Annotated in this window: 27 protein-coding genes; 12 read left to right on the plus strand and 15 right to left on the minus strand. The window is 69.3% G+C overall.

Annotation, left to right across the window (positions count from 1 at the left end):
• Positions 1-4: 4 nt before the first annotated feature.
• The 6 genes from crcB (A7U43_RS21490) to mbtN are packed head-to-tail and all read left to right on the plus strand — an operon-like array spanning position 5 to position 4,912.
• Positions 5-400: a fluoride efflux transporter CrcB gene (crcB, locus tag A7U43_RS21490; RefSeq protein ID WP_067999226.1), complete on the plus strand. Its 396-nt coding sequence runs from the start codon at positions 5-7 to the stop codon at positions 398-400.
• Positions 401-426: 26 nt separating this feature from the next.
• A complete protein-coding gene (gene crcB, locus A7U43_RS21495; RefSeq protein WP_068003344.1) occupies positions 427-771 on the plus strand; it encodes a fluoride efflux transporter CrcB in 345 nt (114 codons plus the stop codon).
• Complete coding sequence (locus tag A7U43_RS21500) at positions 768-1,817, plus strand: DUF190 domain-containing protein (protein ID WP_067999227.1); 1,050 nt, start codon at positions 768-770, stop codon at positions 1,815-1,817. Before crcB (A7U43_RS21495) ends, A7U43_RS21500 begins: the two co-directional genes overlap by 4 nt.
• A gap of 55 nt (positions 1,818-1,872) precedes the next feature.
• Complete coding sequence (locus A7U43_RS21505) at positions 1,873-2,142, plus strand: acyl carrier protein (RefSeq protein WP_067999229.1); 270 nt, start codon at positions 1,873-1,875, stop codon at positions 2,140-2,142.
• A 17-nt stretch (positions 2,143-2,159) separates the two neighbouring features.
• Positions 2,160-3,734, plus strand: a complete 1,575-nt coding sequence (gene mbtM, locus A7U43_RS21510) for a long-chain-fatty acid--ACP ligase MbtM (protein WP_156526161.1) — start codon at positions 2,160-2,162, stop codon at positions 3,732-3,734.
• Positions 3,731-4,912: a mycobactin biosynthesis acyl-ACP dehydrogenase MbtN gene (gene mbtN, locus A7U43_RS21515; RefSeq protein WP_067999231.1), complete on the plus strand. Its 1,182-nt coding sequence runs from the start codon at positions 3,731-3,733 to the stop codon at positions 4,910-4,912. The genes mbtM and mbtN overlap by 4 nt, the downstream gene beginning before the upstream one ends.
• Positions 4,913-4,917: 5 nt before the next feature.
• Here the strand turns inward: mbtN and A7U43_RS21520 are convergent, their stop codons facing one another.
• Positions 4,918-5,547 carry a GNAT family N-acetyltransferase gene (locus tag A7U43_RS21520; RefSeq protein ID WP_067999234.1) on the minus strand — a complete coding sequence of 210 codons (630 nt, stop codon included), beginning with the start codon at positions 5,545-5,547 and terminating at the stop codon, positions 4,918-4,920.
• 105 nt (positions 5,548-5,652) lie between these two features.
• On the opposite strand from A7U43_RS21520, the gene A7U43_RS21525 reads away from it, so the two are divergent.
• Positions 5,653-5,862 carry a hypothetical protein gene (locus A7U43_RS21525; RefSeq protein WP_067999236.1) on the plus strand — a complete coding sequence of 70 codons (210 nt, stop codon included), beginning with the start codon at positions 5,653-5,655 and terminating at the stop codon, positions 5,860-5,862.
• A 23-nt stretch (positions 5,863-5,885) separates the two neighbouring features.
• Entirely contained in the window at positions 5,886-7,520 is a 1,635-nt protein-coding gene (locus tag A7U43_RS21530; protein WP_068003350.1) for a patatin-like phospholipase family protein, read from the plus strand.
• Here the strand turns inward: A7U43_RS21530 and A7U43_RS21535 are convergent.
• The 4 genes from A7U43_RS21535 to A7U43_RS21550 are packed head-to-tail and all read right to left on the minus strand — an operon-like array spanning position 7,517 to position 10,309.
• The gene (locus A7U43_RS21535) at positions 7,517-7,912 is read right to left on the minus strand and encodes a DUF2237 family protein (protein WP_067999238.1); all 396 of its coding nucleotides are present in this window, start codon (positions 7,910-7,912) and stop codon (positions 7,517-7,519) included. The two genes, A7U43_RS21530 and A7U43_RS21535, sit on opposite strands and share 4 nt — an antisense overlap.
• Before the next feature lie 25 nt (positions 7,913-7,937).
• Entirely contained in the window at positions 7,938-9,062 is a 1,125-nt protein-coding gene (gene nagA, locus A7U43_RS21540; RefSeq protein WP_067999240.1) for an N-acetylglucosamine-6-phosphate deacetylase, read from the minus strand.
• Positions 9,063-9,848, minus strand: coding sequence for a glucosamine-6-phosphate deaminase (nagB, locus tag A7U43_RS21545; RefSeq protein WP_067999242.1), 786 nt, complete (start codon positions 9,846-9,848; stop codon positions 9,063-9,065).
• Complete coding sequence (locus A7U43_RS21550) at positions 9,848-10,309, minus strand: PTS sugar transporter subunit IIA (RefSeq protein ID WP_067999244.1); 462 nt, start codon at positions 10,307-10,309, stop codon at positions 9,848-9,850. Before A7U43_RS21550 ends, nagB begins: the two co-directional genes overlap by 1 nt.
• 68 nt (positions 10,310-10,377) lie before the next feature.
• Here A7U43_RS21550 and A7U43_RS21555 point away from each other — a divergent pair, with 68 nt between their 5' ends.
• Positions 10,378-11,898 (plus strand): PTS transporter subunit EIIC, encoded by a 1,521-nt coding sequence (locus tag A7U43_RS21555; protein WP_067999246.1) that lies wholly within the window; start codon positions 10,378-10,380, stop codon positions 11,896-11,898.
• 1 nt (position 11,899) lies between these two features.
• Here the strand turns inward: A7U43_RS21555 and A7U43_RS21560 are convergent, their stop codons facing one another.
• Positions 11,900-12,448, minus strand: a complete 549-nt coding sequence (locus A7U43_RS21560; protein WP_067999247.1) for a chorismate mutase — start codon at positions 12,446-12,448, stop codon at positions 11,900-11,902.
• Positions 12,448-14,208: an N-acyl-D-amino-acid deacylase family protein gene (locus A7U43_RS21565; protein ID WP_067999250.1), complete on the minus strand. Its 1,761-nt coding sequence runs from the start codon at positions 14,206-14,208 to the stop codon at positions 12,448-12,450. The genes A7U43_RS21560 and A7U43_RS21565 overlap by 1 nt, the downstream gene beginning before the upstream one ends.
• A gap of 241 nt (positions 14,209-14,449) precedes the next feature.
• On the opposite strand from A7U43_RS21565, the gene A7U43_RS21570 reads away from it, so the two are divergent.
• On the plus strand, positions 14,450-15,295 hold the full coding sequence (locus tag A7U43_RS21570) for a hypothetical protein (RefSeq protein WP_067999252.1): 846 nt from the start codon (positions 14,450-14,452) through the stop codon (positions 15,293-15,295).
• Here A7U43_RS21570 and A7U43_RS21575 read toward each other — a convergent pair.
• From A7U43_RS21575 to A7U43_RS21585, 3 genes are all read right to left on the minus strand, one after another.
• Positions 15,267-15,926: a TetR/AcrR family transcriptional regulator gene (locus A7U43_RS21575; protein WP_156525981.1), complete on the minus strand. Its 660-nt coding sequence runs from the start codon at positions 15,924-15,926 to the stop codon at positions 15,267-15,269. The two genes, A7U43_RS21570 and A7U43_RS21575, sit on opposite strands and share 29 nt — an antisense overlap.
• A 79-nt stretch (positions 15,927-16,005) precedes the next feature.
• On the minus strand, positions 16,006-16,965 hold the full coding sequence (locus tag A7U43_RS21580; protein ID WP_067999253.1) for an LmeA family phospholipid-binding protein: 960 nt from the start codon (positions 16,963-16,965) through the stop codon (positions 16,006-16,008).
• A 67-nt stretch (positions 16,966-17,032) separates the two neighbouring features.
• Positions 17,033-17,311, minus strand: a complete 279-nt coding sequence (locus A7U43_RS21585; protein WP_067999255.1) for a hypothetical protein — start codon at positions 17,309-17,311, stop codon at positions 17,033-17,035.
• Between the two features lie 131 nt (positions 17,312-17,442).
• On the opposite strand from A7U43_RS21585, the gene A7U43_RS21590 reads away from it, so the two are divergent.
• Positions 17,443-19,194 (plus strand): sulfatase-like hydrolase/transferase, encoded by a 1,752-nt coding sequence (locus A7U43_RS21590; protein ID WP_068003356.1) that lies wholly within the window; start codon positions 17,443-17,445, stop codon positions 19,192-19,194.
• 1 nt (position 19,195) lies between these two features.
• On the opposite strand, the gene A7U43_RS21595 is transcribed toward A7U43_RS21590, so the two are convergent.
• Complete coding sequence (locus tag A7U43_RS21595; protein WP_067999257.1) at positions 19,196-19,879, minus strand: YceI family protein; 684 nt, start codon at positions 19,877-19,879, stop codon at positions 19,196-19,198.
• 144 nt (positions 19,880-20,023) lie between these two features.
• Between A7U43_RS21595 and A7U43_RS21600 the strand changes: the two genes are divergently transcribed.
• Positions 20,024-21,643, plus strand: a complete 1,620-nt coding sequence (locus A7U43_RS21600; protein WP_068003360.1) for a peptide chain release factor 3 — start codon at positions 20,024-20,026, stop codon at positions 21,641-21,643.
• A 4-nt stretch (positions 21,644-21,647) separates the two neighbouring features.
• Here the strand turns inward: A7U43_RS21600 and A7U43_RS21605 are convergent, their stop codons facing one another.
• The 4 genes from A7U43_RS21605 to A7U43_RS21620 are packed head-to-tail and all read right to left on the minus strand — an operon-like array spanning position 21,648 to position 26,880.
• Positions 21,648-22,601 carry a mechanosensitive ion channel family protein gene (locus tag A7U43_RS21605; RefSeq protein ID WP_067999259.1) on the minus strand — a complete coding sequence of 318 codons (954 nt, stop codon included), beginning with the start codon at positions 22,599-22,601 and terminating at the stop codon, positions 21,648-21,650.
• A 40-nt stretch (positions 22,602-22,641) separates the two neighbouring features.
• Entirely contained in the window at positions 22,642-23,139 is a 498-nt protein-coding gene (locus tag A7U43_RS21610; RefSeq protein WP_067999261.1) for an O-acetyl-ADP-ribose deacetylase, read from the minus strand.
• Between the two features lie 13 nt (positions 23,140-23,152).
• Complete coding sequence (locus A7U43_RS21615; protein WP_067999263.1) at positions 23,153-26,263, minus strand: helicase HerA domain-containing protein; 3,111 nt, start codon at positions 26,261-26,263, stop codon at positions 23,153-23,155.
• Positions 26,263-26,880, minus strand: coding sequence for a hypothetical protein (locus A7U43_RS21620; RefSeq protein ID WP_067999265.1), 618 nt, complete (start codon positions 26,878-26,880; stop codon positions 26,263-26,265). Before A7U43_RS21620 ends, A7U43_RS21615 begins: the two co-directional genes overlap by 1 nt.
• Between the last annotated feature and the right edge of the window lie 49 nt (positions 26,881-26,929).

Consider the following 26,929-nt stretch of genomic DNA (forward strand, 5'->3'; position numbering starts at 1 on the left):
CGGTGTGGCAATCACCGACCGGCGCGAACTCGCCGCCGTCTTCATCGGCGGCGCGCTGGGAACTCTGGCGCGCGCCGCGCTCAGCCATGTTCTTGCGGTCCCGCCGGGACACTGGCCGTGGGCGACGTTCGTGGTCAACATCGTCGGGGCCGCCCTGCTGGGGTATTTCACGACGCGGCTGCTGGAGCGACTGCCCGCCTCGGGGTACCGCCGACCGTTGCTGGGCACCGGTCTGTGCGGTGGCCTGACCACCTTTTCGACGATGCAGGTGGAGGTGTTGGTGATGCTGGAGCACGGTTTTGTGCTGTTGGCGGCGGCCTATACCTCGGTGAGTATCGCGCTGGGGCTGCTGGCGGCGCAGGGCGCCACCGCACTGGTCAGACGGGTCCGGGTCCGGTGAACACGGCACTGGTGTGGGCCGCGGTGATGGTGCTCGGCGGACTCGGAGCGGTGTGCCGGCTGTTGGTCGACCGCACGGTATCGGGCCGGGTCAAGCTCGCCAACGGCCTCCCGGTGGGCACCCTGGCGGTGAACGTCAGCGGCGCCTGGCTGCTCGGCCTGCTCGGCGCGCTGGCGTTGACGCCGCAGATCGCGCTGCTGGCCGGAACGGCGTTCGTCGGCGCCTACACGACGTTCTCCACCTGGATGCTGGAAACCCAGCGGCTGGCCGAGGAACGACAGGGCGCCGCGGCGGCGGCCAACATCGTCGTCAGCATGGTGGCGGGGGTGGCGGCAGCCTGGCTGGGCCAGCTGACGGGACGGGCACTGTGAGCGACGAACTGCTGAAACTGACCGCCTACTTCGGCGAGCGGCTGCGCGGGGAGCACGGCTTCGTCGCCGACGAACTGCTGGACCTCTTCGGCCGCGCCGCGGTGTCCAACAGTGTGGTGCTGCGCGGTATCGGCGGATTCGGACCCAGCCATCAACTGCGCACCGACCGGTCGCTGTCCACCTCCGAGGACCTGCCCGTCGCGGTGCTCGCGGTGGACACCGCGGAGCGCATCGCGAGCTTGGCGCCGCGGGTGGTCGCCGGCATCGCGCGGGGCATCGTGACCCTGGAGCGCGCCGGCACCGCCGTGCCGGGTTCGGACTCGGCAAAGCTCACGGTGTATGTCGGCCGGCAGACCCGGGTCGCCGGGCGGCCCGCCTACCGGGAGGTGTGCGCGCAGTTGCACCGGATCGGATTCGCCGGTGCGGCAGCATTTCTCGGGGTGGACGGTACCGACCACGGGACGCGCCGGCGGGCCCGGTTCTTCAGCACCAACACCGCGGTGCCGATGCTGATCACGGCCTCCGGCACCGCCGATCAGGTGGCGACGGCGCTGCCATGGCTTCGTCAGCTGCTGCCCGAGGCGACGATCACGGTGGAACGCGTGCAGCTCTGCAAGCGGGACGGCAGGCTGCTGGCCCGTCCGGCCGCGTTGCCCCCGGCCGATCCCGACGGGGTGCCGTTATGGCAGAAGCTGACCATCCACACCTCGGAGGACACCCTGCACGACGGCGTCCCGATCCACCGGGCGATCGTGGCGGCGCTGCGCGGCCGGCACGTCGTCGGCGGCGCGACTGCGCTGCGCGGGATCTGGGGTTTCCACGGCGATCACGAACCGCACGGCGACCGGTTGTTTCAGCTCGGACGTGAGGTCCCCGTCACAACCGTGGTGGTGGACACCCCCGCGCGGATCGCCGCGAGTTTCGATCTGATCGATGCGTTGACCGGGGCGCATGGCCTGGTCACGAGCGAAGTTGTGCCCGCACAGGTGTCGATTGACGGAGGCATGAAAAAGGGCGATCTGACCGTCGGACACCCGCCACGGTGATCTCAGCTTCGGTAAGCCTACCCTGAGTAAATTCTCAGGTGTAGGGTCGCCGAACATGGAAATGTCACATCCCGAAGCGGTCAAACCGGAGCTTCTGGCCATCCTGCGCGACGATCTCAACATCGACATCTCCCGGGTCTCCCGCGACTCCCGGCTCGTCGACGACGTCGGCATGGACTCGGTGGCTTTCGCGGTCGGCATGGTGGCCATCGAGGACCGTTTGGGCGCGGCGCTTTCCGAGGAAGATCTGCTCAGCTGCGAGACCCTCGGCGATCTGGAGACCGCGGTGCTGGCCAAACTGCCAGTGGATCAGGCGAACTCGTGACCGGCGCGCCGTGGGGGCTGGCGCAGGCGCTGACCGATGCGATGACCTCCAGCGACCGGGCGCTGGCGGTGCTCGACACCGACACCGGCACCTGGAACCGTCACCCGTGGGGCGAGATCCACGCGCGCGCCGAGAACGTGGCGGCCCGCATCTGCGCTGACGGCACACCCGCAGTCGGTCTCGTCGGTGAACCCACCGCAGAGTTCATCGCGGCCATCCCCGGCGCGTTTCTGGCCGGTGCGGCCGTCTCGATCCTGCCGGGGCCGGTGCGCGGTGCAGACCCGAAGCGCTGGGCGCGCGCCACCATGGAGCGATTCGCGGGCGTCGGGGTGCGCACGGTGTTCAGCCACGGCTCACATCTTCGTGAGCTGTCCGGCGTGGAAAGCGCTCTGGCGGTGCACGATATCGGTGCCGTCGCGCACCCGCGGCGGTCGAGCACGCACACCGGGATGGTGACCGGGACCGGCGCGGCAGTCCTGCAGGGCACCGCGGGTTCCACCGGCACGCCGCGCACGGCTCAGCTGTCGCACGAGGCGGTGCTGGCCAATATCGGCGCGCTGGTCGAGCGCGTCGGGGTCACCGATGCCGACTGCGGCCACTCCTGGCTGCCGCTGTACCACGACATGGGCTTGTCGTTCCTGCTGACCCACGCGCTGGCGGGCGCGGATCTCTGGCAGGCACCGACGTCGGCCTTCTCGTCGTCTCCGTTCGGGTGGATCACCTGGCTCACCGAGAGCCGTGCGTCGATCACGGCGGCACCGAACATGGCCTACAACATCATCGGCAAGTACGCGGGACTGGTCAGCGAGGCCGACCTGTCGAACCTGCGCTTCGCGCTCAACGGTGGAGAACCCGTGGACTGCGACGGCAGCCGGACCTTCGCCACCGAGATGGCCAGGTTCGGGCTGTCCCCCGCCGCGCTGGCCCCGTCCTACGGTCTGGCCGAATCGAACTGTGCGGTGGCGGTGCCGCGGCCCGGCGGTGGACTGCTGGTCGACGAGATCCAGATCGTCACCGATGACGGCGGTCACCGACGCAAGCACGCCGTGCTGGGCGAGGCCATCCCCGGGATGCAGATCCGTATCGCACCCAACGAGCAGTTCAACGCCGACGTCGCCGACCGCGAGGTCGGCGAGGTGCAGATCCGCGGCACCTCGATGATGAGCGGCTATCTGGGCGAACAGTCCATCGAGCCCCAAAATTGGTTCCCCACCGGTGATATCGGCTACTTCCTGGACGGACGCCTGGTCATCTGCGGTCGCGCCAAGGAGATCATCACCGTCGCCGGGCGCAACATCTTCCCGACCGAGATCGAGAACGTGGCCGCCCGGGTCGACGGGGTCCGGGCCGGTGCCGTCGTGGCCGTCGGGACCGACGGTCCGGCCGCCCGTCCCGGGCTGGTGATCGCCGCGGAGTTCAAGGGCGCCGATGAACCCGCCGCCCGCACCGCGCTGGTCGAGCTGATCGCCTCCGAATGCGGTGTGGTTCCCGCCGATGTCGTCTTCATGCGGCCCGGATCGCTTCCCCGGACGTCGTCGGGCAAGCTGCGCCGGCTCGAAGTCAAGCGCAATCTGGAGGGTGCAGGACAGTGACCACCGCCATCGACGTCACCGAACCGAATGCGCCGGCCGACTTCGAGCAGTTGCTCGGCCGGGTCTTCGACGACCGCGTCCGGGCCTGGACCGCCGAGGCCGAACGCACCGAGAAGTTCCCCCGCGAGCTCATCGAATATCTGGGCGCCGAAGGCGTTTTCGCGGCCAAATGGGGCGATTCCGAGCACCCCGACGTGGCCAAAGTGATCGCGCTCGCACTGGAACTGGGCAAGCTGGGATCGGCCGGCATCGCGGTGGGGGTCAGTCTGCACGACTCGGCCATCGCGCTGTTGCGCCGATTCGGGCGCTCGCAGCATCTGCGCGAGATCACCGAACAGGCCATCCGCGGCGAGGTCGTGCTGTGCGTGGGGGCTTCCGAGGAGTCCGGCGGGTCGGACCTCCAGATCGTCGAGACCAAAGTCCGTTCGGTCCGCGACGGTTTCGAGGTGAAGGGCATCAAGAAGTTCGTCTCGCTCTCCCCCATCGCCGACTATGTGCTGGCCGTCGCGCGCAACGTCGACAACGACCCGGACAGCCGGCACGGCAACGTCGTCGTCATCGCCATCCCGCTGCGCGGGCCCGGAGTCCAGGTCCAGCGGCCCTACCACAAGGTCGGCGCCGGTCCGCTGGACACCGCCGCGGTGCACATCGACACCTGGGTACCCGCCGAGGCCCTGGTGGCCAGGGCCGGGATCGGTCTGGCCGCGATCTCCTGGGGACTCGCCCACGAGCGCATGTCGGTGGCCGGACAGATCGCCGGCAACTGCCAGCGGGTGTTGGGAATCACATTGGCCCGCATGATGAACCGCAGCCAGTTCGGGCACACCCTGTACCAGCACCAGGCGCTGCGGATGCGGATGGCCGATCTGCAGGCGCGGGTGGAGATGCTGCGCCACGCGCTCACCGGGATCGCCGCCGGCGGGAAGCTCGACCTGCGCACCGCGGCGGCGATGAAGGTGTGCGCGGCCCGGCTCGGCGAGGAAGTGGTCTCCGAGTGCATGCACATCTTCGGCGGCACAGGCTATCTGATCGACGAGACACCGCTGGGACGGTGGTGGCGCGACATGAAACTGGCACGCGTCGGCGGCGGCACCGATGAGGTGCTGTGGGAACTGGTCGCCGCCGCGATGAAACCGGATTTCGACGGCTACGAGGAGATGATGCGCTCGGCGTCCTGACGCAGCTACTTGTGTGCCGGGACGTCCTCGGGGGTACGCGGGAAGACGTACAGGGCCATCGTGCGATTCGCCATCCGGTGCTCGCCGAGGAAACTGCAGCCCACGTACTCGACGAGCCGGCGCGCGCCGATATTGCGGTGGTCCGGGTCGAACATGACACGCCGGCACTCGGGTTCCCTGGCGAACATATCCTTCAGCAGCCGCGGCAGCATCAGCGGTGCGATGCCGCGGTTGACCAGTTTGGTGTCCGCGATCGCGGCGTGCATGCCGAGGTCGTGCGGGTGGGCGTCGTAGCGGGTTGCGATGGAATCCTTTGCGGCCCGGTACAGCTCGACGTAACCGATGTCCTCACCCTTGCGGCTGGTGAGAAATGGGCGGGAGAACGTCCCAGCCAGTTGGGCTTTCAGATACAGCCGCCAGCGCTCCGGCGGCCATGCGTACTCCCAGGCCTGGGCGAGGTGCGGGAGGTTCATCCACTCCGAGATCATCTCGGCATCGGTATCCGGGTCTACCAGTCGCGCGGCGTAGGGCGCATCGATGTCCGGTATCTGCGGCGGGCCGACCCGCCGCACGGCGTCCGGGAGGTCGGTGAGTTCACGCGGGAGAATCGGCAGTGCCTCGTCAGTGTCGATCATTTGAGGCCCGAGCCTACCCAACGCGGGGAATGCTGAGGGGTCTACGCGCCCGGAACGGCACGGGTCGCCGGCCTGTCGGGCACCCGCACGGGGCAAGATGGACCCATGGCCCGCGACCCGGTCGAGGAACTACGCCGCTGGGAAGACTCCGGCGCGCACTGGCAGGTGGTGGCCCGCACGCCAGACCGGCTGACCATAGCCCTGCTGCGGTGCGACGGCGGCGAGGAGGTGGAACGGCTGGTCTCCGATGACCCCGCGCTGCTGGCGTTCGTCGGGACGCGGGATCGCTCCGACGGACTGACACCGGACACCTAGAGTCTCTGACTGTGCAGACCCCCATCCCCGACGCCGAGCCGGCCGACTCCGCCGAGGAGCAGGAGAACGCCGAGGCGCTCGGCGCGGACCTGCCCTCCGGCGAGCCGGCACTGGCGCTGCAGAAGATGGAGAACCGGCTGGTCCGGCTGAACCTGGCGCACCCGGACGTGCTCAGCGCCGAGCAGCTGCGCAAGCTGCGCTACCTGCTGAATTTCGCCAAGCTCGCCGATTTCGAGCCGGGTGCGGCCGGTCCGGGTGGCCGACGCGGGCGCGGTGACGTGTCGGTGGGCGCCGAGCAGAGCGGCTGGCAGTCCCGGGTAACCGACGCCCTGCACGGACCGCTGCGCGAGGAGAAGCACGGGGCATCCGCGCTCGTCGCCGCGCGGGAGGTGCTCAACGCGCTCACCGAGGACCAGGATGCCCAGCGGCTCCAGCTCGCCGACCGGCACGGCAGTCTGTTCGCCCTGGCCGAACTGGACGCGGAGGTCGGGCACAAGAAGCTGGTGACGGTGCTCGGCGGTAGCGGCGGGGCCGGCTTCGTCTATATCGGCGGGATGCAGCGGCTGCTGGAAGCCGGGCAGGTGCCCGATTACCTGGTCGGCTCATCCATCGGATCGGTGATCGGTTCGGTGATGGCCCGCACGCTGCCCGTGCCGATCGAGGAGTACGTGGCATGGGCGAAGACGGTGTCCTACCGCGCCATCCTCGGACCCGAGCAGATGCGCCGCAAACACGGACTCACCGGGGTCTTTTCGCTGCGCTTCGACCAGTTTGCGGATGCGCTGTTCACGCGCCCCGACGGCGAGCAGCTGCGGATGGCGGATCTGGGGATCCCGTTCGACGCGGTGATCGCCGGGGTACGCAGGCAACCGTTCGCCGCCCTGCCCGCCAAGTTCCGCCATCAGGAGCTCGCGGTGCTCAAGCTGCGGACGCTGCCGTTTCTGCCGATCGGGGTCGGCCCCGAGGTGGCGGCCCGGTTGTGGCAGGCCGCCGCGTTCATCGATTCACGGGTGGTCAAGGCGGTCGTGGTCGGCGGCGACGACCTCACCCGCGACGTCAATGTCGTTGACGCCGCTTCGTTCTCGTCGGCGATCCCCGGTGTGCTGCACCACGAGACCCGGGACCCACGGATGCTCCCGATTCTGGACGAGATGCTGGCCGCCAACGATGTCGCGGCGTTCGTCGACGGCGGCACCGCCAGTAACGTGCCGGTGGAGTTGGCCTGGAAGCGGATCCGCGACGGCAGGCTCGGCACCCGTAACGCCTGCTATCTGGCTTTCGACAGTTTCCATCCGCAGTGGGATCCGCGCCATCTTTGGCTGGTGCCCATCGCGCAGGCCATCCAGCTGCAGATGGTGCGCAATCTGCCCTACTCCGACCACATCGTCCGGTTCTCGCCCACCTTGTCACCGGTGAACCTGGCGCCGTCACCGGGTTCCATCGACCGCGCGTGTGCGTGGGGGTACAAGCGGGTCAACAAGGCTATCCCGATCACCTCGGCTCTGCTGCAACCGATTTGGTGGGAGGAGACGCCCGCATCGGCCGGGCGTGGTCCGATGGTGTCGACATCGGCCGCACCCCCGATGAGCGAGGTGCTCTCCGAGGCGGAGCGGCCGCGCAACAGGTTCGAGCGCTGGCGCAACCGCTACCTCACCTAGAGGTCGCTGGCGTCATCGGGAACGTCCACGGCGTGTTCGGCGAGGGCCTCCAACCCGACGACCTGCAGGGTGCTCTCGTGGGTGCAGGCCAGCACCACCGGGGCTGCGCAGCCGTCCTGGTAGGCGCGCAACCAGTTCACCGCGGTGACACACCAGCGGTCGCCGGGCGTCAGGCCGGGGAACCGGTACTGCGGCATCGGCGTGCTGAGGTCATTGCCGATCGAGCGTTGGTGTTCCAGGAATTCGGCGGTCACCACCGCGCAGATGGTGTGCAGGCCCACATCCTCGGGGCCCGTCGAGCAGCAGCCGTCACGGTAGAAGCCGGTCACCGGATCGGTGCCGCACGGCTCCAGCGGTCCGCCCAGCACATTGAGTTCGGGTTCCTCGGGCATGACCCCATCATGGCGCATGCCGGCGTCAGACCCACGCCCCCCGGTGCAGAACACCCGTCACGGCGAGATCCTCGTCGAGGGCCACCAGATCGGCGGTGGCTCCGGGTGTCAACTCGCCCGTCGGGAGCCCGAGCGCACGGGCCGGGTTGATCGAGGATTGGGCGACCGCCTGCAGCAGTGCCTCATCGGGCGCCAATCCGCTGTGCCGAACGGCGAACCGGAACACCCGGTCCATGGTGGCGGTGCTGCCCGCGATGGTGTCGGTGCCCGCGACGCGCGCCACCCCGCCGACCACATCGACCCCCAGCGGGCCCAGTTCGTAGCGTCCGTCGGACATCCCGGTGGCCGCCATGGCATCGGTGACCAGCGAGACGCGCTGGGCACCAACGCTTTGGGTGACGAACCGGTAGATCGCCGGATCGATGTGGACGCCGTCGGTGATCTGCTCGACGCTCACCCGGGCATCCTCCAGCAGCGCGACGACCGGCCCTGGCTCGCGCCGGTCGATCGGGCGCATGGCATTGAAGAGGTGGGTGCCCACGGTGGCGCCGGCCTCGATGGCCGAGCGGGTCTGTGCGTAGCTGGCTTCGGTGTGCCCGACCGCGACGACCACACCCGCAGCGGTCAATTGTGCGATCGCCGCCAGTGCGCCCTCGCGTTCGGGCGCCAGTGTCACCATCGCGATGGCGCCGTCGGCGGCGGCGAGCACCCGGTCGATCTCCTCCGGATCCGGGTCCCGCATCAGCGCGGGCTGGTGCGCCCCACACCGGTGCACCGACAGCCACGGCCCTTCCAGATGGATCCCGGCCAACACGCCGGCACGCACGTCGGCGGCCAAACTGCGCACCTGCCACAGCAATTCGACCGGTGCCGCGGTGACGAGCGAGGCGAGCAGGGTGGTGGTGCCGTGCCTGCGGTGCAGCGCGGCCGCCGTCGCGGTCTGCTGCGCCGAGGCGGCCGAGAAGTTCGCGCCACCGCCACCGTGCAGATGCGTGTCGACGAAACCGGGCACCACGACGGCCGCCGTGCGATCGGCCGGGCCCGGCGGGCTCCCGGCACCGAGGGCGCGCACCGTGGTGCCGGCCACGTTGATCCAGCCGGGCCGCAACAGATCCGCGCCCGTCAGCAAGGTGTCGGCGGCCAGCAGCACTCAGATACCCTGCCAATCGGGTTTGGACCGGTAGGTCTCGCGGTAGTAGTCGGCCAGCTGCAGGCGCCGCGCGGCGGCGTCGTCGAGCAGCACCGTCACGTGGGGATGGTGCTGCAGCACGCTTGCCGGCCACATCGCACTCACCGCGCCCTCGACGAGGTGGTGCACGGCCTCGGCCTTCTGCCGACCGGTCGCGACCAGCACGATGTGGCGGGCGTCGAGGATGGTGGCCAGCCCCTGGGTCAGGCAGTGGGTGGGCACCGCGTCGATATCGTCGCCGAAGAACCGGGCATTGTCCGAACGGGTCTGCGCGGTCAGGGTTTTGATGCGGGTTCGCGAGGCCAGCGAGGATCCGGGTTCGTTGAAACCGATATGCCCGTCGGTGCCGATGCCGAGGATCTGCAGGTCGATACCGCCGGCCGCGCGGATCGCCTCCTCGTAGGCGGTGCAGGCGGCCGGAATGTCGGCGGCCAGCCCGTCGGGCCCCTGCACCGCACCGGGCGCGAAATCCATCCGGGACACGAACACGTCGTCGATGACGTTGCGGTAGCGTTCCGGGTGTTCGGCGGGCAGACCGACGTACTCGTCGAGGGTGAATCCGCGGACCCGTCCGAACGACAGCTGCCCTGCCGCACAACGGGACACGAGTTCGTCGTAGATCGCCAGCGGGGAGGACCCGGTGGCCAGCCCGAGCACAGCGTCGGGCTTGCGGTGCAGCAGCGCGCCGATCGCGTCGGCGGCCAGCGTGCCGATCTCGGACGGACCGCCGACGATGATGACCTCCATCAGCGCTGCGCCACGAACAGTTCGCCGCCGCTGGCGATGGGGGCGCCGAGCGCGGCGGTGACCGAGATGTTGCCCGGTTCGCGTTCGTCCATCACCACCACGGGCACCACCGGATCGAGTCCCTTGGCCACGATCGCCGGAACGTCGAACGTGGTCACCGGTTGCCCGGCGCGCACCTGCTCGCCCTGCTGCAGAAGGGTCGTGAAACCCTGCCCGTCGAGTGCGACGGTGTCCAAGCCGAGATGCACCAGCACGCCGACATTGTCGGCGGTCAGCACGACAAAGGCGTGCGGCATCAACTTGAGCAGCCGGCCGCCGACCGGTGCGACGGCCGTGATGACCTCGCGCGGGGGGTCGATCGCGGCGCCGTAACCCACCATGCCCTGCGCGAACACCGGGTCGGGCACATCGCCGAGGCTCATCGCGCGTCCGGGGACCGGGGCGATCACTGTGGTCGTCATGGCCTCAACCCTACGAGCGTCACCGAACATGGTCTTGGCTTCGCCGCTTCTCGTTTAAGCTCGCCCGCATGGGTGGGTCGACGAAATCTCAAAGCAGTCGCCGAGTTCCGGGGTTCGCGCAGTTGCAGCGGCTCGGCAAGAGCCTCATGCTGCCGATCGCGGTGCTGCCGGCGGCGGGAATCCTGTTGCGGCTGGGCCAGCCCGACCTGCTGGGCCGCATCGACGCTCCCGTCATCGGGCCGTTCTTCCAGGCGATGAGCGCCGCCGGTGGGGCGCTCTTCGACAATCTCGCGCTGCTGTTCGCCGTCGGTGTGGCGATCGGCTTCGCGAAGAAGGCCGATGGTTCCACCGCGCTGGCCGCCGTCGTCGGCTACCTGGTGATGGACAAGGTGTTCCAGACGATGTCGCCGTTCGTGCTCGACGGGGTGCTCGACAAGGCCGGCGAGCAGGCGCAGATCAACTACAGCGTCTTCGGCGGCATCGTGATCGGCCTGCTCACCGCGTGGCTGTTCGACAAGTACCACACTATCGAACTGCCCTCCTATCTCGGCTTTTTCGGCGGTCGCCGGTTCGTTCCGATCGTGGTGTCGCTGACCAGCCTGTTCGTCTCGTTCGCGATGAGCTACTTCTACCCGATCTTCGACGCCGGACTGACCAGCCTGGGCCAGTTCATCGGCGGCGCCGGCGCGTTCGGGGCGTTCGTCTATGGGTTCGCCAACCGCATGCTGATACCGGTGGGCCTGCACCACATCCCGAACTCGTATATCTGGTTCCTCTACGGTGACTACGACACCCCCGAGGGAGTCGTCACCGGTGAGCTGACCCGGTTCGCCGCGGGTGATCCCACCGGCGGACACCTGACCGCCGGGTTCTACCCGATCCTGATGTTCGGTCTGCCCGCCGCGGCGCTGGCCATGATCCACGTGGCCAACAAGAAGCAGCGCAAGGTCGCGGTCGGTATCTTGTCCGCGGCGGCGCTGACGGCATTCCTCACCGGCGTGACCGAACCGCTGGAGTTCGCGTTCATGTTCGTGGCGTTCCCGCTCTATGTCATCCACGCGGTGCTCACCGGACTGTCGCTGGCCATCGCCTACCTGCTGGACATCCATCTCGGTTTCTCGTTCTCGGCAGGCCTGATCGATCTGCTGCTGTACGGCACCGCACCGGCGGCCAAGAACATCCCGCTGCTGATCGGGATGGGCGTGGTCTTCTTCGTCGTCTACTACCTGCTGTTCCGGTTCGCGATCACGCGGTGGAACATGCGCACCCCGGGCCGCGAACCCGAGGCGGAGTTCGAGGCCGAAGAGGCCGCCAACCTGGGTGCGGGCGGCCCGTCCACCACCGCCGTCACGCCCGAGGACAGCCGCGCCGAGCAGGTGATCGCCGCGTTCGGCGGCCGGGACAACCTGGTCAATGTCGATGCCTGCATCACCCGGCTGCGTATGGAGGTCGCCGACCCGTCGAAGGTGGATCAGGCCAGGCTCAAGAGCCTGGGGGCGGCCGGTGTCATCGAGGTCGGCAACAACGTCCAAGCGGTGTTCGGGACGGCGGCCGAGTCGCTGAAGAACGACATCAAGGATGTGCTGTAGCTTAGCGGCAGTAGTCGTGGGTGGCGTACTCGAGCGCGCGCCGATATCGCGGGTCCAGCTCCCGGTTCACAGCCACCTCGTCGATGGTGGCGTCCAACTCGGCGCGGCAGGTCGGTGCCTGCAGCTCCGGCCACTGATGGGCGATCTCGGCGACCATGGTCTGGTTGAGGCCGTCGATCGTGGCCCGCGTCGACGCCAGGTCCGGGGCGCTTACCGGCGCAGCGGCCGGGTCGACCTTCCAATCACCGAACAGGCTGTACTGCAACGACACCGTCGCGTCGATCTGGTCGCGGAACACGTCGCGGACGTAGGCCGGGTCGGCGCCCTGGGCCTGGGCCGCGGCCGCCACGGTGTCGAGGACCTGGGCTTCGCGCTGTGGGTCCTCGATCTGCCCGCCCGTCAGGTACTTGCTGGCCGCCACCGGTTCCGCGGTCAACAGCCGTTGCGCGGCGGCATCGACCAGTGGGTGCAGCGGGCTGAGGACATCAGCCCGCGCGATCGGTGCGCTCGCAACGGCCAGGGCCGCAAGGGCGATCGCCAGCGGCCGCATCAGCGGCTCCCCCGGACCAGCCGGCCCGGTCGGGCACCGGTGTCCACCCCGTCGCGACGGGTGATGACACCGTTGACGATGGTGGCGGTGTAGCCGGAGGCGCCCTGGACCAGGCGATGCCCGCCGGCGGGCAGGTCATAGGCCATCCGCGGAGCGTGCAGGGTCAGCGCGTCGAGGTCGATCACGTTGACATCGGCCTTCTTTCCGATCTCGATCACGCCGCGGTCGGTCAGCCCGAACAGTTGCGCGGTGTCGCGGGACTGTTTGCGAATCACGTACTCCAGCGGCAGCTTATCGCCGCGGTGCCGGTCGCGCGCCCAATGGGTGAGCAGGAACGTCGGGTAGGAGGCGTCGCAGATCATGCTGCAGTGCGCGCCGCCGTCGGACAGGCCGAGCACACCGGCGGGGTGGGTCAGCATCTCGCGGATCGCGTCGTGATTGCCCTCGGCGTAGTTGAACATCGGCAGCATCAGCATGGTGGCGGCGTCGGCCTCCAGCATGAGGTCGTACATGGTGGTCAGCACATCCTCGCCGCGTGCCTTGGCGATCGCGGACACCGTGCGCTCGGCGGTGGGCTCGTAGTCCGGCGGGTTGCCCAGCGAGTAGAGCCGGTCACCCGAGTACTGCGCCAGCGCGAACATCCCGTCGAAGAGCACGTTGGGGTCGACGGGCAGGTCCTCTTCGGACAGGATCGCCGCGCGCACAGCGGGTTCGGCGAGCTTCGCCGCCAGCTCCTCGCGGCTGAGTGCGGCCTTGAGCTTGCGGTAGGTGGGCCGGTGGGTGAAGGCGTGGTGGCCCGGGAAGCCGAGCAGCATGCCGAACGGGCGTGCCGCGACCTGCGGGTAGAGCCGGCTACCGGCCTGGTGCGCGGCCGCCGACAGGTCGAGCTGTTCGCGCCACAGGTTGGGGTCGGCGTCGACCTGGATGAGGGCGAAACTCAGCGCGCAGTCGATCTCCTCGCCGAGCCGGCGCATCCACTCCAATTCCTTTCGGGGCGCGACGATGTCCTCGCCGGCGGCACCTTGGGGGGCGAGTTCGAACACCGCACCGCCGCCGGCCGCGGTGGCCCGGCCGAGCGCGAACAGTTCATCCTCGGCGGCGAACGTGCCGGGGACGGGTTCGCCGTCCATGGCGCGGTGGGCCAGGGTGCGTGATGACGAGAAGCCCAGTGCGCCGGCCTCGATGGCCTCCTGAACGATCCGGCTCATCGCAGCGATGTCATCTCCGGTGGCGGGCTCGTTGCGGGCGCCGCGCTCCCCCATGGCGTACGCGCGCACGGTGCCGTGCGCGATCTGGCTGCCCATGTCGACGGCGAGTTCGCGGCGGCCGATGACATCGAGGTATTCGGCGTAGGTCTCCCAGCCCCAGGTGATGCCCTCGGTGAGCGCGGTGCCCGGGATGTCCTCGACCCCCTCCATCAGTTCGATGAGCCACTGTTCCCGCCCGGGGCGTACCGGCGCGAAACCGACTCCGCAGTTTCCGGCGACGATGGTGGTGACGCCGTGGCTGCTCGACGGTTCCAGCAGGTCGTCCCAGCTCACCTGGCCGTCGTAGTGGGTGTGGATGTCGACGAAGCCGGGCGCGACGATCTTGCCGGTGGCATCGATGGTCTCGGCGGCATCGGCCTGCAGGGTCGGATCATTGGCACCGCGCCTGCGGACCTCGACGATCTTGCCGTCCTTGATGGCGACGTCGGCGGTGAACCGGTCCGCACCGGTGCCGTCGACGACGGTGCCGCCGGTGATGAGCAGATCGAACACGAGGCACTCCCTTGGCCGGCGTCTGTTTCGTTGTGTGTAACACGACGACACCGACGGACTAGGCAGATTTCCCAAAGTGTTCACTACCGCCGCGCGCGGGTGGAGACACCCGTGGGGTTCCCTAGGCGCGAGATCGAACCCATGGCGGTGAATCCGGGCGGATTCCCGTCGATCCACAGCCCTCACGTCGATCTCGTCCCTAGGGAGTTGTTCTGTCGGTCCCCCCGATCACGATGGCCCCATGATTGCATTCGTGGGCAGCGAGGCCATCGCGTATCGAGCCGTGAGCCGCGGTGTGCTGCGATCGCGATACACGGCGATCCTGCCGAACATCTACGTCCCCAACGGGACTCCGCTCGACCTGGAGGTCCGCGCTCAGGCCGCCTGGCTGTGGTGCGGGCGGTCCGGCGTCATCGCGGGCCGAGCCGCCGCCGGCCTGTACCTCACTCCAGGTGCCGTGACCGCCGAGCCGATCGAGGTGATCGCACTCAAGAGCAAGCACCCGCCCGGCGTGATCGTGCGCAATGAGCGGATTGCCGTCGAAGAGATCACCATCCGACAGAATCTGCCCGTCACGAGCCCGGCTCGCACCGCCCTGGACCTGGCCCGGCGCCTGGACCGGGCGGACGCCGTCGAACTGATCGACCAACTCATTGCGGCCACCCAGGTCTGCGAGGACGACATCCGGCGGCTGGCCGGTAGATACCCGCGGGCCCGTGGGATCGCCGCCGCGAGGGCAACCATCATGGATATCGACGGCGGTGCGTTGAACGCGGAGGAAACCCGCGTGCGCCTGATCCTGACGGACGGCGGGATGCGCCCGACACATACCCAGATTCGCGTCACCGACGGCTTCAGAGAGACGGTGGTCGCGATGGGGTGGCCCGCCCACAAAGTGGGAGTGAACTGTCATGATCCTGGCGCGCAGCGCTTTCCCTATCAGGCGGTGGCCGCGGCGGACCTGTTGCGTGACCTGGGCTGGCTGGTGATCGACGTGCTTCCCGAACATGGTCGGGGGCGAATCATCGACCGGACGCGCACGGCGGTGTGGTCACGGACTAGGAAGCGGCCGGCTGGCCCGCGCTGAGATTCGGCAGCGGCCGCGAACAGACCTCGCGGGCATCGTCCTCGGACATGCCGAATAGCCGCAGCACATCCATGGTCACCGCATCCGAGGAGTGGGCATCGTCGCGATCGGGTTGGGCGGCAAGCAGATTGCCCAATCCGAGCAGCGCACCGCCGGCCACCGCCAGCGCCAGCTCGGGGTCCTCGACGCGGAACCGGCCCGCCGCCAGCCCGGCACGGATGTCACGCAGCGCCCGCGGCGCCAGCCCACGATCGGATGTCAGCAGCGTCATGCCGTTGGCCAGCAGCACCTTGCTCTCTTGCGGCCGGGCCCGGAACAGCCGGCCGGTCATCCGGAAGCTAGCCGCGAAGATCTCGGCGGGGTCGTCCAGGTCCGCGGTGCAGGCGTCCAGGATGTCGCCGTGCCGGTCGAGCACCTCGGTGACCGCGACCTCGAACAGCTGCTCGCGGGAGTCGAAGTGGTTGTAGAAAGACCCCATGCCGACATCGGCGGTCTGGGTGATCTCCAGGATCGGCGCGTTGAGCCTGCCCGCGGCGATGAACGACTGCGCGGCGGCGATGAGCGCGGCGCGGGTGCGCTGTTTACGCCGGGTCGTGCGGCTGCCTTCGGACACCCGAACAGTGTGCCTCATTTCTGATGAAATCATCAGAACCTCGTGACCGGATGCCCACGCACGCACCGGTGGTCGTCATCGGTTGCGGGTGGTCGCTTTAGAGCGCCTCGAAACAGGAGTCGCTCTCCCCGGTCGGGATCGCCGCATCGGTGGACGAGAACTTCCCGGTCACACCGGTGCTCGTCACCGCGACGCTGTCGGCCTTGATCCCGAGCGGATAGTTGTCGTTGAGGGTGGTGGTCAGCTCGTTGAGCGCGGTCTGCACGGCGTCCCTGCCGAACGGGCCGGTGACGTCGACAACGTTGAGCTGCAGGTTGCCGGCATCGACCTCGGGGCGCGCGGTGATGGTGGTGCCGCCGGTGGCGTCGAGGATGAGAGTCCCGGCCGCCGCATCGGTGCGCACGCCGGTGACCAGGTCGCCGACGACCGGCAGGTTCTCGGCGACGGTCTGCTTGATGCCGTCGGCGGTCCAGTCCAGGGTGGCGCTCACCGACCCGATGGTGCCCTTGGCATCGGCGGTGGGCCGCAGGTCGATATCGCTGAGCGTGACATCGGCGGTCATGCCCTTGGCTTCCTCCACCCGGTCCCCGGTGGTGATGACCGAGATATCGGAGTAGTGGTCGGTCAGGTACTGCCACAGGAACGGCGGTGTCACCGAGTAGGAGACCTCGGCGGTGTCCTCGACCAGGCAGTCGGTGATACCGGAGAGCACGGTACCGGCCCGGTGCCTGGCGTAGAGCTCCGCGGCGGCGAGCCCGCCGACCAGCACCGCCACCACGATGACGGCGATCAACGCGATGCTCTGCTTGTTGCGTGGCTTGGTGCGTGCGGCCGGGGGCGGCGGGGGCGACATGCCGGGCGCCGCCAGCGGCGGCGGGGGTGGTGGCTGCGGCGGTGGCGGTGTGCGGATCTGCTGGGTGACCGGGTCGGGGACCCGGATCTTCTGGGTGGGCGGCTCCGGGCGCGGGAGGCGCTGGGTCGGGGGCTCGGGCCGAGGTGGTCTCGGTATCCGCCGGGTCGCCGGGTCGCGCGGCGGTTCGGGCGGCTGCGTCGGCATCTGCCCAGTCTGCCAAAAGACCGGCGGCGGGAAACCGGAGTTCCCCGCCGCCGGTGCTGACGTGGGCTTACTGCTCGGGCTTCTCCTCGGCGGTGCTGTAGCGGGTCCAGAAGGCGAACGCGGCCAGGCCGGCGGCCACCGCGACGACGATCCACACCACGAAGGAGATGATCAGCGAGATCGGGGACAGCCCGTAGCTCGACAGCGCAAAACCGGCGTAGACCAGCCACAGCAGCCGGTACACCGACCACAGCGCGGTCAGGCCGCTGAAGAGCGCGATGATCAGGGCCGGGGTCTTCTCGACGCGCTTGGTCAGGGTCTGGAGCTGGGCGGGGATCACGTTCATGTGTTGTTCCTTTCGGGTGCGCCGCCGCGGTGGCGTCGTCATGGCGCAAGTACAGCCGGGCGCATTCGCTACCGATCCCAACAATCTGGTGTTGAATTTGACGGGTGAGTCAACCCGACATCGTCATCCTGATGACCGACGAGGAACGCGCGGTGCCGCCCTACGAGTCACCCGAGGTGCTGGCCTGGCGGCAGCGCACGCTGTCCGGACGGCGCTGGTTCGAGGAGAACGGTGTCAGCTTCGCGCGGCATTACACCGGGTCGCTGGCCTGTGTGCCCAGCCGGCCGACGCTGTTCACCGGGCACTACCCGGATCTGCACGGTGTCACCCAAACCGACGGACTGGGCAAGCGTTACGACGATTCGCGGCTGCGCTGGCTGCGCCCCGGTGAGGTGCCCACGCTCGGGAACTGGTTCCGCGCGGCCGGTTACGACACCCACTACGACGGCAAGTGGCATATCTCGCATGCCGACCTACAAGACCCGGCGACCGGCAAGATCCTGGCCACCAACGACCGCAAAGGGGTCGTCGACCAGGCCGCCGTCGCGGCCTATCTCGACGCCGATCCGCTGCGTCCCTACGGGTTCTCCGGCTGGGTGGGACCGGAGCCGCACGGAGCGGCCCTGGCCAACAGCGGCTTTCGGCGCGATCCGCTGTTCGCCGACCGGATCGTGGCCTGGCTGAAGGACCGCTACGCGCGCCGGCGCGCCGGCGACGCGGCGGCCCTGAAACCGTTTCTGCTGGTCGCGAGTTTCGTCAATCCCCATGACATAGTGCTGTTTCCGGCGTGGTCGCGGCGCAGCCCGCTCAAGGCCGCGCCGTCGGATCCCCCGCACGTGCCGCCCGCGCCCACCGCGGACGAGGATCTGCGCGGCAAGCCGGCGGCGCAGGCCGCGTTCCGCGACGCGTACTACTCCGGGTACGGACCGTCCGCGGGCGTCGCCCGCACCTACCGCCGCAAGGCGCAGCAGTACCGCGATCTCTACTACCGGCTGCACGCCGAGGTCGACGGCCCGCTGGACCGGGTGCGCCGCGCCGTCACCGAGGGCTCCACCGAGGCGGTGCTGGTGCGCACCTCCGATCACGGGGAGTTGCTCGGTGCGCACGGCGGGCTGCATCAGAAGTGGTTCAACCTGTACGACGAGGCGACCCGGGTGCCGTTCGTCATCGCCCGCATCGGCGCGAACGCCACGGCGGCGCGCACGGTCACCGCCCCCACCTCACACGTGGACCTGGTGCCGACACTGCTCGGCGCCGCCGGCGTCGACGTGCCCGCGGTCGCTGCGGAGCTGGCCGCCGAGTTCAGCGAGGTGCACCCGCTGCCCGGCCACGACCTGATGCCCGTCGTCGACGGCGGGCCGGCCGACGAGGACCGCGCGGTGTACCTGTTGACCCGCGACAATGTGCTCGAAGGTGACACCGGGGCGTCCGGGCTGGCGCGTCAGTTGGGCCGTGACGTGAATCCGCCTGCCCCGCTGCGGATCCGGGTACCCGCCAATGTCGCCGGCAACTTCGAAGGCATGGTGGCCCGCGCGGACGGCCGGCTGTGGAAGCTGGTGCGGACCTTCGACGACCCGGGGACGTGGACCGAGCCCGGGGTGCGGCAGCTGGCCTACACCGGCCGCGGCACCCAGCGGTATCGCAGCGATCTCCTCGACGACCAGTGGGAGCTCTACGATCTGACCGGCGATCCCGCCGAGGCCGTCAACCGCTGGGACGACCCCGCGCTGCACGAGTTGCGGGCAGCGCTGCGCGGGCAGCTCAAACAGGTGCGGGCGGCCGCGGTGCCGGAGCGCAACAATCCCTGGCCCTATGTGCGCCGGCAGCCGCCGGTGGCCTCGGACGGGCTGCTGCAGCGGGTGTGGGCCCGGTTGCGCCGCTGAGTCAACCCTTGGCCAGGTGCACCAGGAATTCGATGGTGGCGACCGGCTGAACCGCGAGCAGCGACGCGGGCGGCTTCGGCGGGTCCACGTTGAAGTCGAAGAACCTGATCGGGATGGTCCCGGCCACGTCGACCCGCTCGGCGGTGCGCTGGACCTCGATCTGCGCGGTCTCCCGCCGGGTCACGCCCTTGAGCGTCAGGTGGACCGGCACTTCGAGCCGCGCCGCGGCGCCGTCCTCGGGGATCGCGGCCAGGTCGACCGGCGTGTTCATCCGGACCGTCGCCGTCGGGAACGACGCGCTGTCCATCACATCGGTGCCGCGGAACCGCTCGTCCCGCCCGGGCCTGCCGGAGTCGAACGTGCCGACGTCGACGGTGAAATCCGCCGACACCAAACGTGATTCCCGGATTTCGGCACCGCCGGTGACGGCGTCGGTGCGACCGTTGACGTCCACCATCTCCCACAGCAGCTGCTGCTGCACGCGGTAGCCGACCAGCGACCCGGGTTGCACCGTCCAGGAACCGTTGACGTCGGTGGCGGCGGGCTGGGCCCCGGACGGCAGCGCCAGCACGGGTTCGGGCGGACGTTCCACGAACGTCTTGTAGGCCCACGGTCCCGCGGCGACGGCGCCCACTAGTACCACAGCCAACAGACCCGCGAAGATCAACCACCCCTTTTTCCGCACCGGGCCATCGTGACAAAGAGCTGGGCCGCTGGGGTGATCTTGAAGGAATTGACGCCGCCGCAGGCAGGCGGCAGGGTGCACGGCGCGGATCGGTGTATGGCGATTATCGGTTTCGCCACCTGGGCAAATATCATCGGAGACGAGATGAGCGACAACACCCTGACCACCACCGACACCAAGTCCGCCGCCCGCGTCACCGCCGAGGCCGCCCGGCGCCGCACGTTCGCCGTGATCAGCCACCCCGACGCCGGCAAGTCGACGCTGACCGAGGCGCTGGCTCTGCACGCGCGGGTCATCACCGAGGCGGGCGCCATCCACGGTAAGGCCGGCCGGCGCTCCACGGTGTCGGACTGGATGGAGATGGAGAAGGCCCGCGGTATCTCGATCACCTCGACCGCGCTGCAGTTCCCGTACCGCGACTGTGTCATCAACCTGCTCGACACCCCCGGCCACGCCGACTTCTCCGAGGACACGTACCGGGTGCTGACCGCCGTCGACGCCGCGGTGATGCTCATCGACGCCGCCAAAGGCCTTGAGCCGCAGACGCTGAAGCTGTTCCAGGTGTGTAAGCACCGCGGTATCCCGATCATCACGGTGATCAACAAGTGGGACCGCCCCGGCCGCCACGCCCTGGAGCTGATGGACGAGATCCACGAGCGCATCGGGCTGCGCACCACTCCCCTGACCTGGCCGGTCGGCATCGCCGGGGACTTCAAGGGCGTGATGGACCGCCGCAAGGGCCACTACATCCGGTTCACCCGCACCGCCGGTGGCGCCACCGCCGCCCCCGAGGAGCACATCCCCGCCGATGCGGCCGCCGACGCCGCAGGCACCGACTGGGAGACCGCCGTCGAGGAGTCCGAGCTGCTGTCGATGGACGGCTCCGACTTCGATCCGGACACCTTCCGCACCGGCGAGTCGTCCCCGGTGCTGTTCACCTCCGCGGCGCTGAACTTCGGCGTCAACCAGCTGCTCGACGTGCTGGTGGAGCTGGCGCCCTCGCCCGGGCCCATCGTCGACGTCAACGGGGTGCCCCGGCCGGTCGAGTCGCCGTTCAGCGCATTCGTGTTCAAGGTGCAGGCCGGAATGGACTCCTCGCACCGGGACCGGATCGCCTACGCCCGGGTCTGCTCGGGCACGTTCGAGCGCGGCGACGTGTTGACCCACGCCGGCACCGGCAAGCCGTTCGTCACCAAGTACGCACAGTCGGTGTTCGGCCAGCAGCGTTCCACCCTGGACGACGCCTGGCCCGGGGACGTGATCGGCCTGGCCAACGCCGCGGTGCTGCGCCCCGGGGACACGCTGTATCGCGATGTGCCCGTGGTCTATCCGCCGATCCCGAGCTTCTCCCCGGAGTACTTCTCGGTGGCGCGCGGCACCGATCCCAGCAAGCACAAGCAGTTCCGCAAGGGTATCGAGCAGCTCGACCAGGAGGGCGTGGTGCAGGTGCTGCGCTCGGACCGCCGCGGCGAGCAGGCCCCGGTGTTCGCCGCCGTCGGACCCATGCAGTTCGAGGTGGCCCAGCACCGGATGGCCACCGAGATCGGCTCCCCGATCGCCTTGGAGTCGCTGCCGTATCAGGTGGCGCGCATCGTCGATCCCGAGGACGCCGAGTTCATGAACAAGCAGGTCTCCGCGGAGGTGCTGACCCGCAGCGACGGCGTGATGCTGGTGCTGTTCTCCACGCCGTGGCGGCTGCAGGGCTTCCAGCGCGACAACCCGGACATCAAACTCCGGTCGCTGGTGGCCGCGGCGGAGGGCTGACGGCCTACTCCACCCCGGCGGAGGCCCGCAGCTGCGGGTAGGGCAGCTCGATGCCGTTCTCGTCGTAGGCGCGCAGGATCTCGCGGCGCAACCGGCGCTGCACCGACCACTGGGCGTTGGGCTTCGTCTTCAGCGTGAGCCGCAGCGTCACCTGGTCCGAGGACATGGTCTGCACGCCCAGCATCTGCGGCTCACCGATCACCTTGGCGGCGATGGCCTCGTCCTTGATCGCCTCCCGGGCGGCCTCGAGTGCCACGTTCTCGGCTTCGTGCAGGTCCGCCTTCAGCGCGACCGGCACTTCGATGCGGGCGACGGCGTAGTCCTGGCTCATGTTGCCGACCCGGGCGATCTCGCCGTTGCGGACGTACCAGAGGGTGCCGTCGATATCGCGCACGGTGGTGATGCGCAGGCCGACGGATTCGACCTCACCGGTGGCCTCACCGAGGTCGACGGTGTCGCCCACCCCGTACTGGTCTTCCAGCAGCATGAACACCCCGGTCACGAAGTCACGCACCAGGTTCTGCGCACCGAAGCCGATGGCCAGGCCGACCACGCCGGCCGAGGCGATGAACGGCGCGATGTTCACCCCGAGCACGTTCAGAATGGTCAGCACCACCCAGACCAAAAGCACGATGGAGACGGTCGATTTCAGTACCGAGCCGATGGTCTGTGCGCGCTGCTGACGCCGCGCGACCACCTTGGCGGAGTTCGCCGAGCCGGCGCGCTCCCGCAGATTGCGCAGCAGCGGTGGCTTTTTCGACGACGTTTCGCCGGCGTCGGGCTGGGCCTCGGCGATGATCTTGGGGTTGCGGCCGGTGGTGGCACGGTCGATGGCCCGGTGGATCAGGTAGCGGGCGATCAGCGCGATGATCAGGTACGCGGCGACTCTGATGGGCACTTCCACCAGCCAGTGCTTGTTGGTGTCGGTCCATTCGAAAGCAACGTTGTACACATCCATGCTTTGGACGGTACCCATAATGCGGGGCGGGTCAATCTGGTCAACCCAGGTTCGCGCGCATTGCCTCGAAGGTCGTGATGTCGAAGGCGACAATTGTCACAGCGGCCACGTTGGTCTCCGCGCCGGCGATCGTGTCGATGGCCGTGGCGATGGCATCGTCCTTGGGCCAGCCGTAGATTCCGGCGCTGATCAGCGGGAAAGCGATTGCGGCGGCACCGAGTTCGTCGGCGACCTGCAGCGACCGCCGATAGCAGGATTCCAGCAGGGCGCGGTCGCGCTGACCTGCGTTGTAGTTGGGTCCGACGGTGTGCACCACCCAGCGGGCGGGCAGATTTCCGGCGGTGGTCCAGCCGGCGTCGCCGGTGGCCAGGCCGTCGGGGAAGCGTCTGATGCAGTCCTGCAGCACATCGGGGCCGCCGGCGCGGTGGATGGCGCCGTCGACGCCTCCGCCGCCGCGCATGGCGCTGTTGGCGGCGTTGACGATGGCGTCCACGTTCTGCCGGGTGATGTCGCCGTGCACGGCGGTGATGGTCGGCATGGTGTCAGTACTACTACGTTGCGGGCTGCGGTGTCTCCGCCTGCGCCAACGCCAGCACGTCCTCGGCCGACGGCGGGCTGGCCGCGTGATAGGACAGGCACCACGGTGCGACGATGCGGTGGAACGCCTCGCCCTCGGTGGCGACGTAGAAGTTGCCGGCCCGCAGGCGGCTGATATCGGGCACCAATCCGCCCTTTGCCCTGGCCATTTCCTCGGCGGTGCCGATCTGCACCGGTGAGTTCAGCAGCCCGTAGAACTGGGTGGTCGCATTGCCGGGGATCTGGTTGTGCAGACCCTTCGGGGACTGGGTGGCGAACACCAGGCCCAGCCCGTACTTGCGGGCCTGGGAGGCCAGCGCCAGCGTGCTGCGGGTGCTGGCGGTGGTGCCGCGCGACGGCGCCAGGGTCTGCGCCTCGTCCATCACGAGCAGCCCGCCCAGGGGGCGCTCCCCCGCCGGGTTGCGTTTGATCCAGGCGAACAGCGCCATCTGCAGCTGGTTGACGAAGCCCTGGCGCTGTTCGTCGGATTGCAGACCGATCATGCTGATCACCGACACCCGGGCCCGCTTGCCGTCGGTCGGGGTGAGCAGCACACCGGGGTCGACGGGCTGGCCGGCGCCGCCGAACATCGGGTCGTTGACCATCGCGGCGCGCAGGTCCTGGGCCATGTCCGCGGCGATGCGGCGGCCGTCGGCCAGGTTGCTGACGTCGTCGGGCAGGTCGGCGAGCATGTCGATGAACCCGTCCAGCGTCGGCGCCGGTTGACGGCCGTACTGCTGCAACGCTTCCCGCAGCACCGCGCGGGACCGGTTGGCCTTCTGCGTCTGCCCGGCGATCAGCGCGCGCGGTTCCAGTGCGGCGCAGGCCGATTCGACGGCATCCTGGTACTCGTCGCAGTCATCGACGACACTCGGGAAATCGGGCAGCGGCTGGAACGCCAGCGGGCGGCCGTTGGCGCGCCGCGGGGTCCAGATGACGACCTCGGTGTTCTGCAGGTAATCCTGGGCGCGGGCATCGTCGGAGGGCCGCCAGCCGTTGGGCAGCTCCGGCCACGCGGTACCGAGGCGCGCCAGGTCGTTGTTGGGGTCCAGCACGATCGAGGACACCCCACGCAGCGCGCACTCCTCGACGAGGCGGCGGATCAACACCGTCTTGCCCGACCCGGAGCCGGCGAAGATGGCAATGTGCTTGCGCAGCATGGCCAGATCGATCGCCACCGTCTCGTCGGTGTGCAGGTCGATGCCGAGTGGGATCTGGGTGTCGGACACCGTGGTTTCCGGCAGCGGTTCGGCTTCGGGTTCCGGTACCGGCTCGGTGACCTCCACGGCGGCGGGCGCCTCGAAGTCCAGGGCCTCCTGCAGCAGCGTGATGCCGTGCGCGGGCCGGCGTTCGCGCAGCCAGTCGGTCAGGCCGTGCACGTCCTCCGCGATCAGGTCGCGCAGCGCGGCCATGGTGCGGATGTCGTTGTCCGACAACGTCAAAGTGCGCCCACCGGCCGCCTTGACGTCATCGATCAGACTCTGGGTCTTCGGGCCGCTCGGCCACGGGTCGTTGCGCAGCAGGAACAGTCCGCGCCGGTCCGATCCGGACCCGAGACCCGTTGCGCTGTAGGCCTTCTTGATGCGGTTCTGGGCGGCGACGGCGTTGGTGGCGCCGACCGCGCGAAAAGCCCAGTGCCGTTCGTCGTCGGTGGCCGAATCGATGGTCTGACGCAGCCGGGCGTGCAACACCACATGCGAGCCGGGTGGCGGGTCGCACTTGTAGGACTGGTCATCGCCGTGTTCGACGATCCAGGCCGTCAGGGCGGCGTTCAGCAGCGCCGGTACCGCGGTGTCCTCGCCGTCCTGGTCCAGGGCGGCGGCGGTGACGGCGCGGCTGCGGTACTCCGCGAAGCGCCGGTCGATCGGCGAGGTGTCGATATCGTTGTCCGGCTGGGGATCCGACGGTTTGGGCACCGCCCCGAAGCGGTGGATCTCGATGACCTCGCGGCGCAGCAGGCAGTCGCGGACGTGTTTGTCGGCGCGGATCAGCAGCTGGCGCGGGGTGTGCCCGGCGGCCCCGTCGAAGGCCGCGGGCAGGATCGGCCAGCTCGGGTACGGCGGGGTGAAGCCGACCGAGGCGTAGCTGGCGGCGAAGCGGCGTTCCAGGATGGCGCGGCCGATATCGGCGCTGGGCAGCGGCGCGAGCGGCGCGGTGACCCGGAACCGGTCGGACACGCTGGCGGTGGCGTGATCGCGGATGCGTTCCCACGCCGAGGGCAGGCACGCCACCACCGCGACGGTGCGCCGCATGGACTGCCGCAGCGACATCAGGCCGTGCGCGACCTGTTCGAGCACACCGTCGGCGTCGGGTCCGGCCTCGTCGGTGCGCGTGGAGGTCTGCGCGAGCAGGGTGTCGATCTGGTCGAGCGCGAGCACCGCGGGACCGGCCAGCGCGGTGAGCCGGGCGATATCGCGCACGCACTGCTGCGCGGACGGGCTGGTGCCGCGCAGCCGCCAGGCCTGGCGGTCCTCGGCGCCGACCTCCTCGCTGGCCTGCAGGTAGGCGTCGCCGATATCGCGGGCGCCAAGGTCGTTGGCGGCCAACAACACCAGCGCACGCAGGGTCTGGTGGCAGTCGCGGACGTCGCGGCGCGCCTTGGCCAGGGTGTTGACGAAGTCGTCGAGCACCTCGGGTTCGAGGTCCTCATCGCCGATGATGGCGCGGCGGTCGGCCCGGGAGACGTGCGCGATGGAGGACAGCTCCCAGAGCAGGTCCTTGAGCTGGGTTTCGCGGTTCTCGCCGGGGCGCCCGAGGCTTTCCAGGACGCCGCTGCGCACCGATTCCCAGAAGCTGGCGGCATCCAGCAGTTCGACGACGAAGAAGAATCCGCCGCCGGTCTGCACGCGTTGGCGGATCTGGCCGAGCAGGTGGGTCTTGCCCGAGCCGGCCTGCCCGCGGATCGCGACGCCCAGCGGGGCGGTGTCGGGGTCGCGCAGCGCGTCGCCGAACGCGTCCATGACGTCCTCGATGGCGCGCTCGTTGAGGCCGTCCACGTGGGTGGCCTGCGGGCGCCACAGATCGTCACTGGTGGGCGCCCAGGTGAGGCGAAGCGCGGCGAGCGCGTCGCGATGTGCATCCTGCATCAGCTCTCGATGCTAATCAGATGCTTGGCCTGATTGCCGACTTCCAGCGCGGCGGCGCGGTCTGCCGGGGTGAGGACCTTCTGGTTTTCCTCGGGGATGAGGCTGATGGCGCCGGCGCGGTAGAGCTCGCCGAGGGCGTCGTCGATGTCGGTGCGGGGCAGGTCATCGAGCTGCGTGCGCAGTGTCGTGAGCGCGACCCAGGCGCCGGGGCGGGCGGCCAGGGCGGAGTAGGCCGCCCGGATCCGGTCAGCGGGGCCGCTCGGCGTGTCGGGCCAGAACACGTCGGCCAGGCTCAGATCGGCGCGCCGCAGGTAGCGCTCGAACCCGTGCAGGATCGTGGCCAGGGTTTTCGCCGGTCCGGTGGCACCCGCCGGCGGACCGGCGCTCAGGATGTCGCGGCACACACGCCAGCCGCGGTCGGTGAGCTCGTGCACGAAACGGCCACCGGTGCGGTCGGATTCGATCAGGCCGAGGCGGTTGAGCTTGTCGCGGCCGGCCTTCTCCAGGCGGGGGCCCAGCGCGATCAGGTCGGGGTTGGGCACCGGGCCGGATTCGGCCATCAGGACCAGCAGCACAGCGCGCTCGGTGCCGGTCAGGTCTGCCGGGGTGACACTCACGGCTTACAACGTAGCGGGATGTGCGTGGCGCGTCAGAGCGAGCAGGTAG

It is taken from the genome of Mycobacterium adipatum (assembly GCF_001644575.1).
In the GTDB taxonomy this organism is placed as follows: Bacteria; Actinomycetota; Actinomycetes; order Mycobacteriales; family Mycobacteriaceae; genus Mycobacterium; species Mycobacterium adipatum.

Coding starts and splice junctions, on each gene's coding strand:
- A7U43_RS21580 (WP_067999253.1), bottom strand. CDS start 16,965: ATGCCGACGCAGCCGCCCGAACCGCCGCGCGACCCGGCGACCCGGCGG.
- A7U43_RS21600 (WP_068003360.1), top strand. CDS start 20,024: ATGAGCGACAACACCCTGACCACCACCGACACCAAGTCCGCCGCCCGC.
- A7U43_RS21575 (WP_156525981.1), bottom strand. CDS start 15,926: ATGAGGCACACTGTTCGGGTGTCCGAAGGCAGCCGCACGACCCGGCGT.
- A7U43_RS21610 (WP_067999261.1), bottom strand. CDS start 23,139: ATGCCGACCATCACCGCCGTGCACGGCGACATCACCCGGCAGAACGTG.
- A7U43_RS21535 (WP_067999238.1), bottom strand. CDS start 7,912: ATGCCCGAGGAACCCGAACTCAATGTGCTGGGCGGACCGCTGGAGCCG.
- A7U43_RS21560 (WP_067999247.1), bottom strand. CDS start 12,448: ATGCGGCCGCTGGCGATCGCCCTTGCGGCCCTGGCCGTTGCGAGCGCA.
- A7U43_RS21615 (WP_067999263.1), bottom strand. CDS start 26,263: ATGCAGGATGCACATCGCGACGCGCTCGCCGCGCTTCGCCTCACCTGG.
- A7U43_RS21605 (WP_067999259.1), bottom strand. CDS start 22,601: ATGGATGTGTACAACGTTGCTTTCGAATGGACCGACACCAACAAGCAC.
- A7U43_RS21520 (WP_067999234.1), bottom strand. CDS start 5,547: ATGATCGACACTGACGAGGCACTGCCGATTCTCCCGCGTGAACTCACC.
- A7U43_RS21525 (WP_067999236.1), top strand. CDS start 5,653: ATGGCCCGCGACCCGGTCGAGGAACTACGCCGCTGGGAAGACTCCGGC.
- A7U43_RS21555 (WP_067999246.1), top strand. CDS start 10,378: ATGGGTGGGTCGACGAAATCTCAAAGCAGTCGCCGAGTTCCGGGGTTC.
- A7U43_RS21570 (WP_067999252.1), top strand. CDS start 14,450: ATGATTGCATTCGTGGGCAGCGAGGCCATCGCGTATCGAGCCGTGAGC.
- nagB (WP_067999242.1), bottom strand. CDS start 9,848: ATGGAGGTCATCATCGTCGGCGGTCCGTCCGAGATCGGCACGCTGGCC.
- A7U43_RS21590 (WP_068003356.1), top strand. CDS start 17,443: ATGACCGACGAGGAACGCGCGGTGCCGCCCTACGAGTCACCCGAGGTG.
- A7U43_RS21505 (WP_067999229.1), top strand. CDS start 1,873: ATGGAAATGTCACATCCCGAAGCGGTCAAACCGGAGCTTCTGGCCATC.
- crcB (WP_068003344.1), top strand. CDS start 427: ATGGTGCTCGGCGGACTCGGAGCGGTGTGCCGGCTGTTGGTCGACCGC.
- A7U43_RS21585 (WP_067999255.1), bottom strand. CDS start 17,311: ATGAACGTGATCCCCGCCCAGCTCCAGACCCTGACCAAGCGCGTCGAG.
- A7U43_RS21550 (WP_067999244.1), bottom strand. CDS start 10,309: ATGACGACCACAGTGATCGCCCCGGTCCCCGGACGCGCGATGAGCCTC.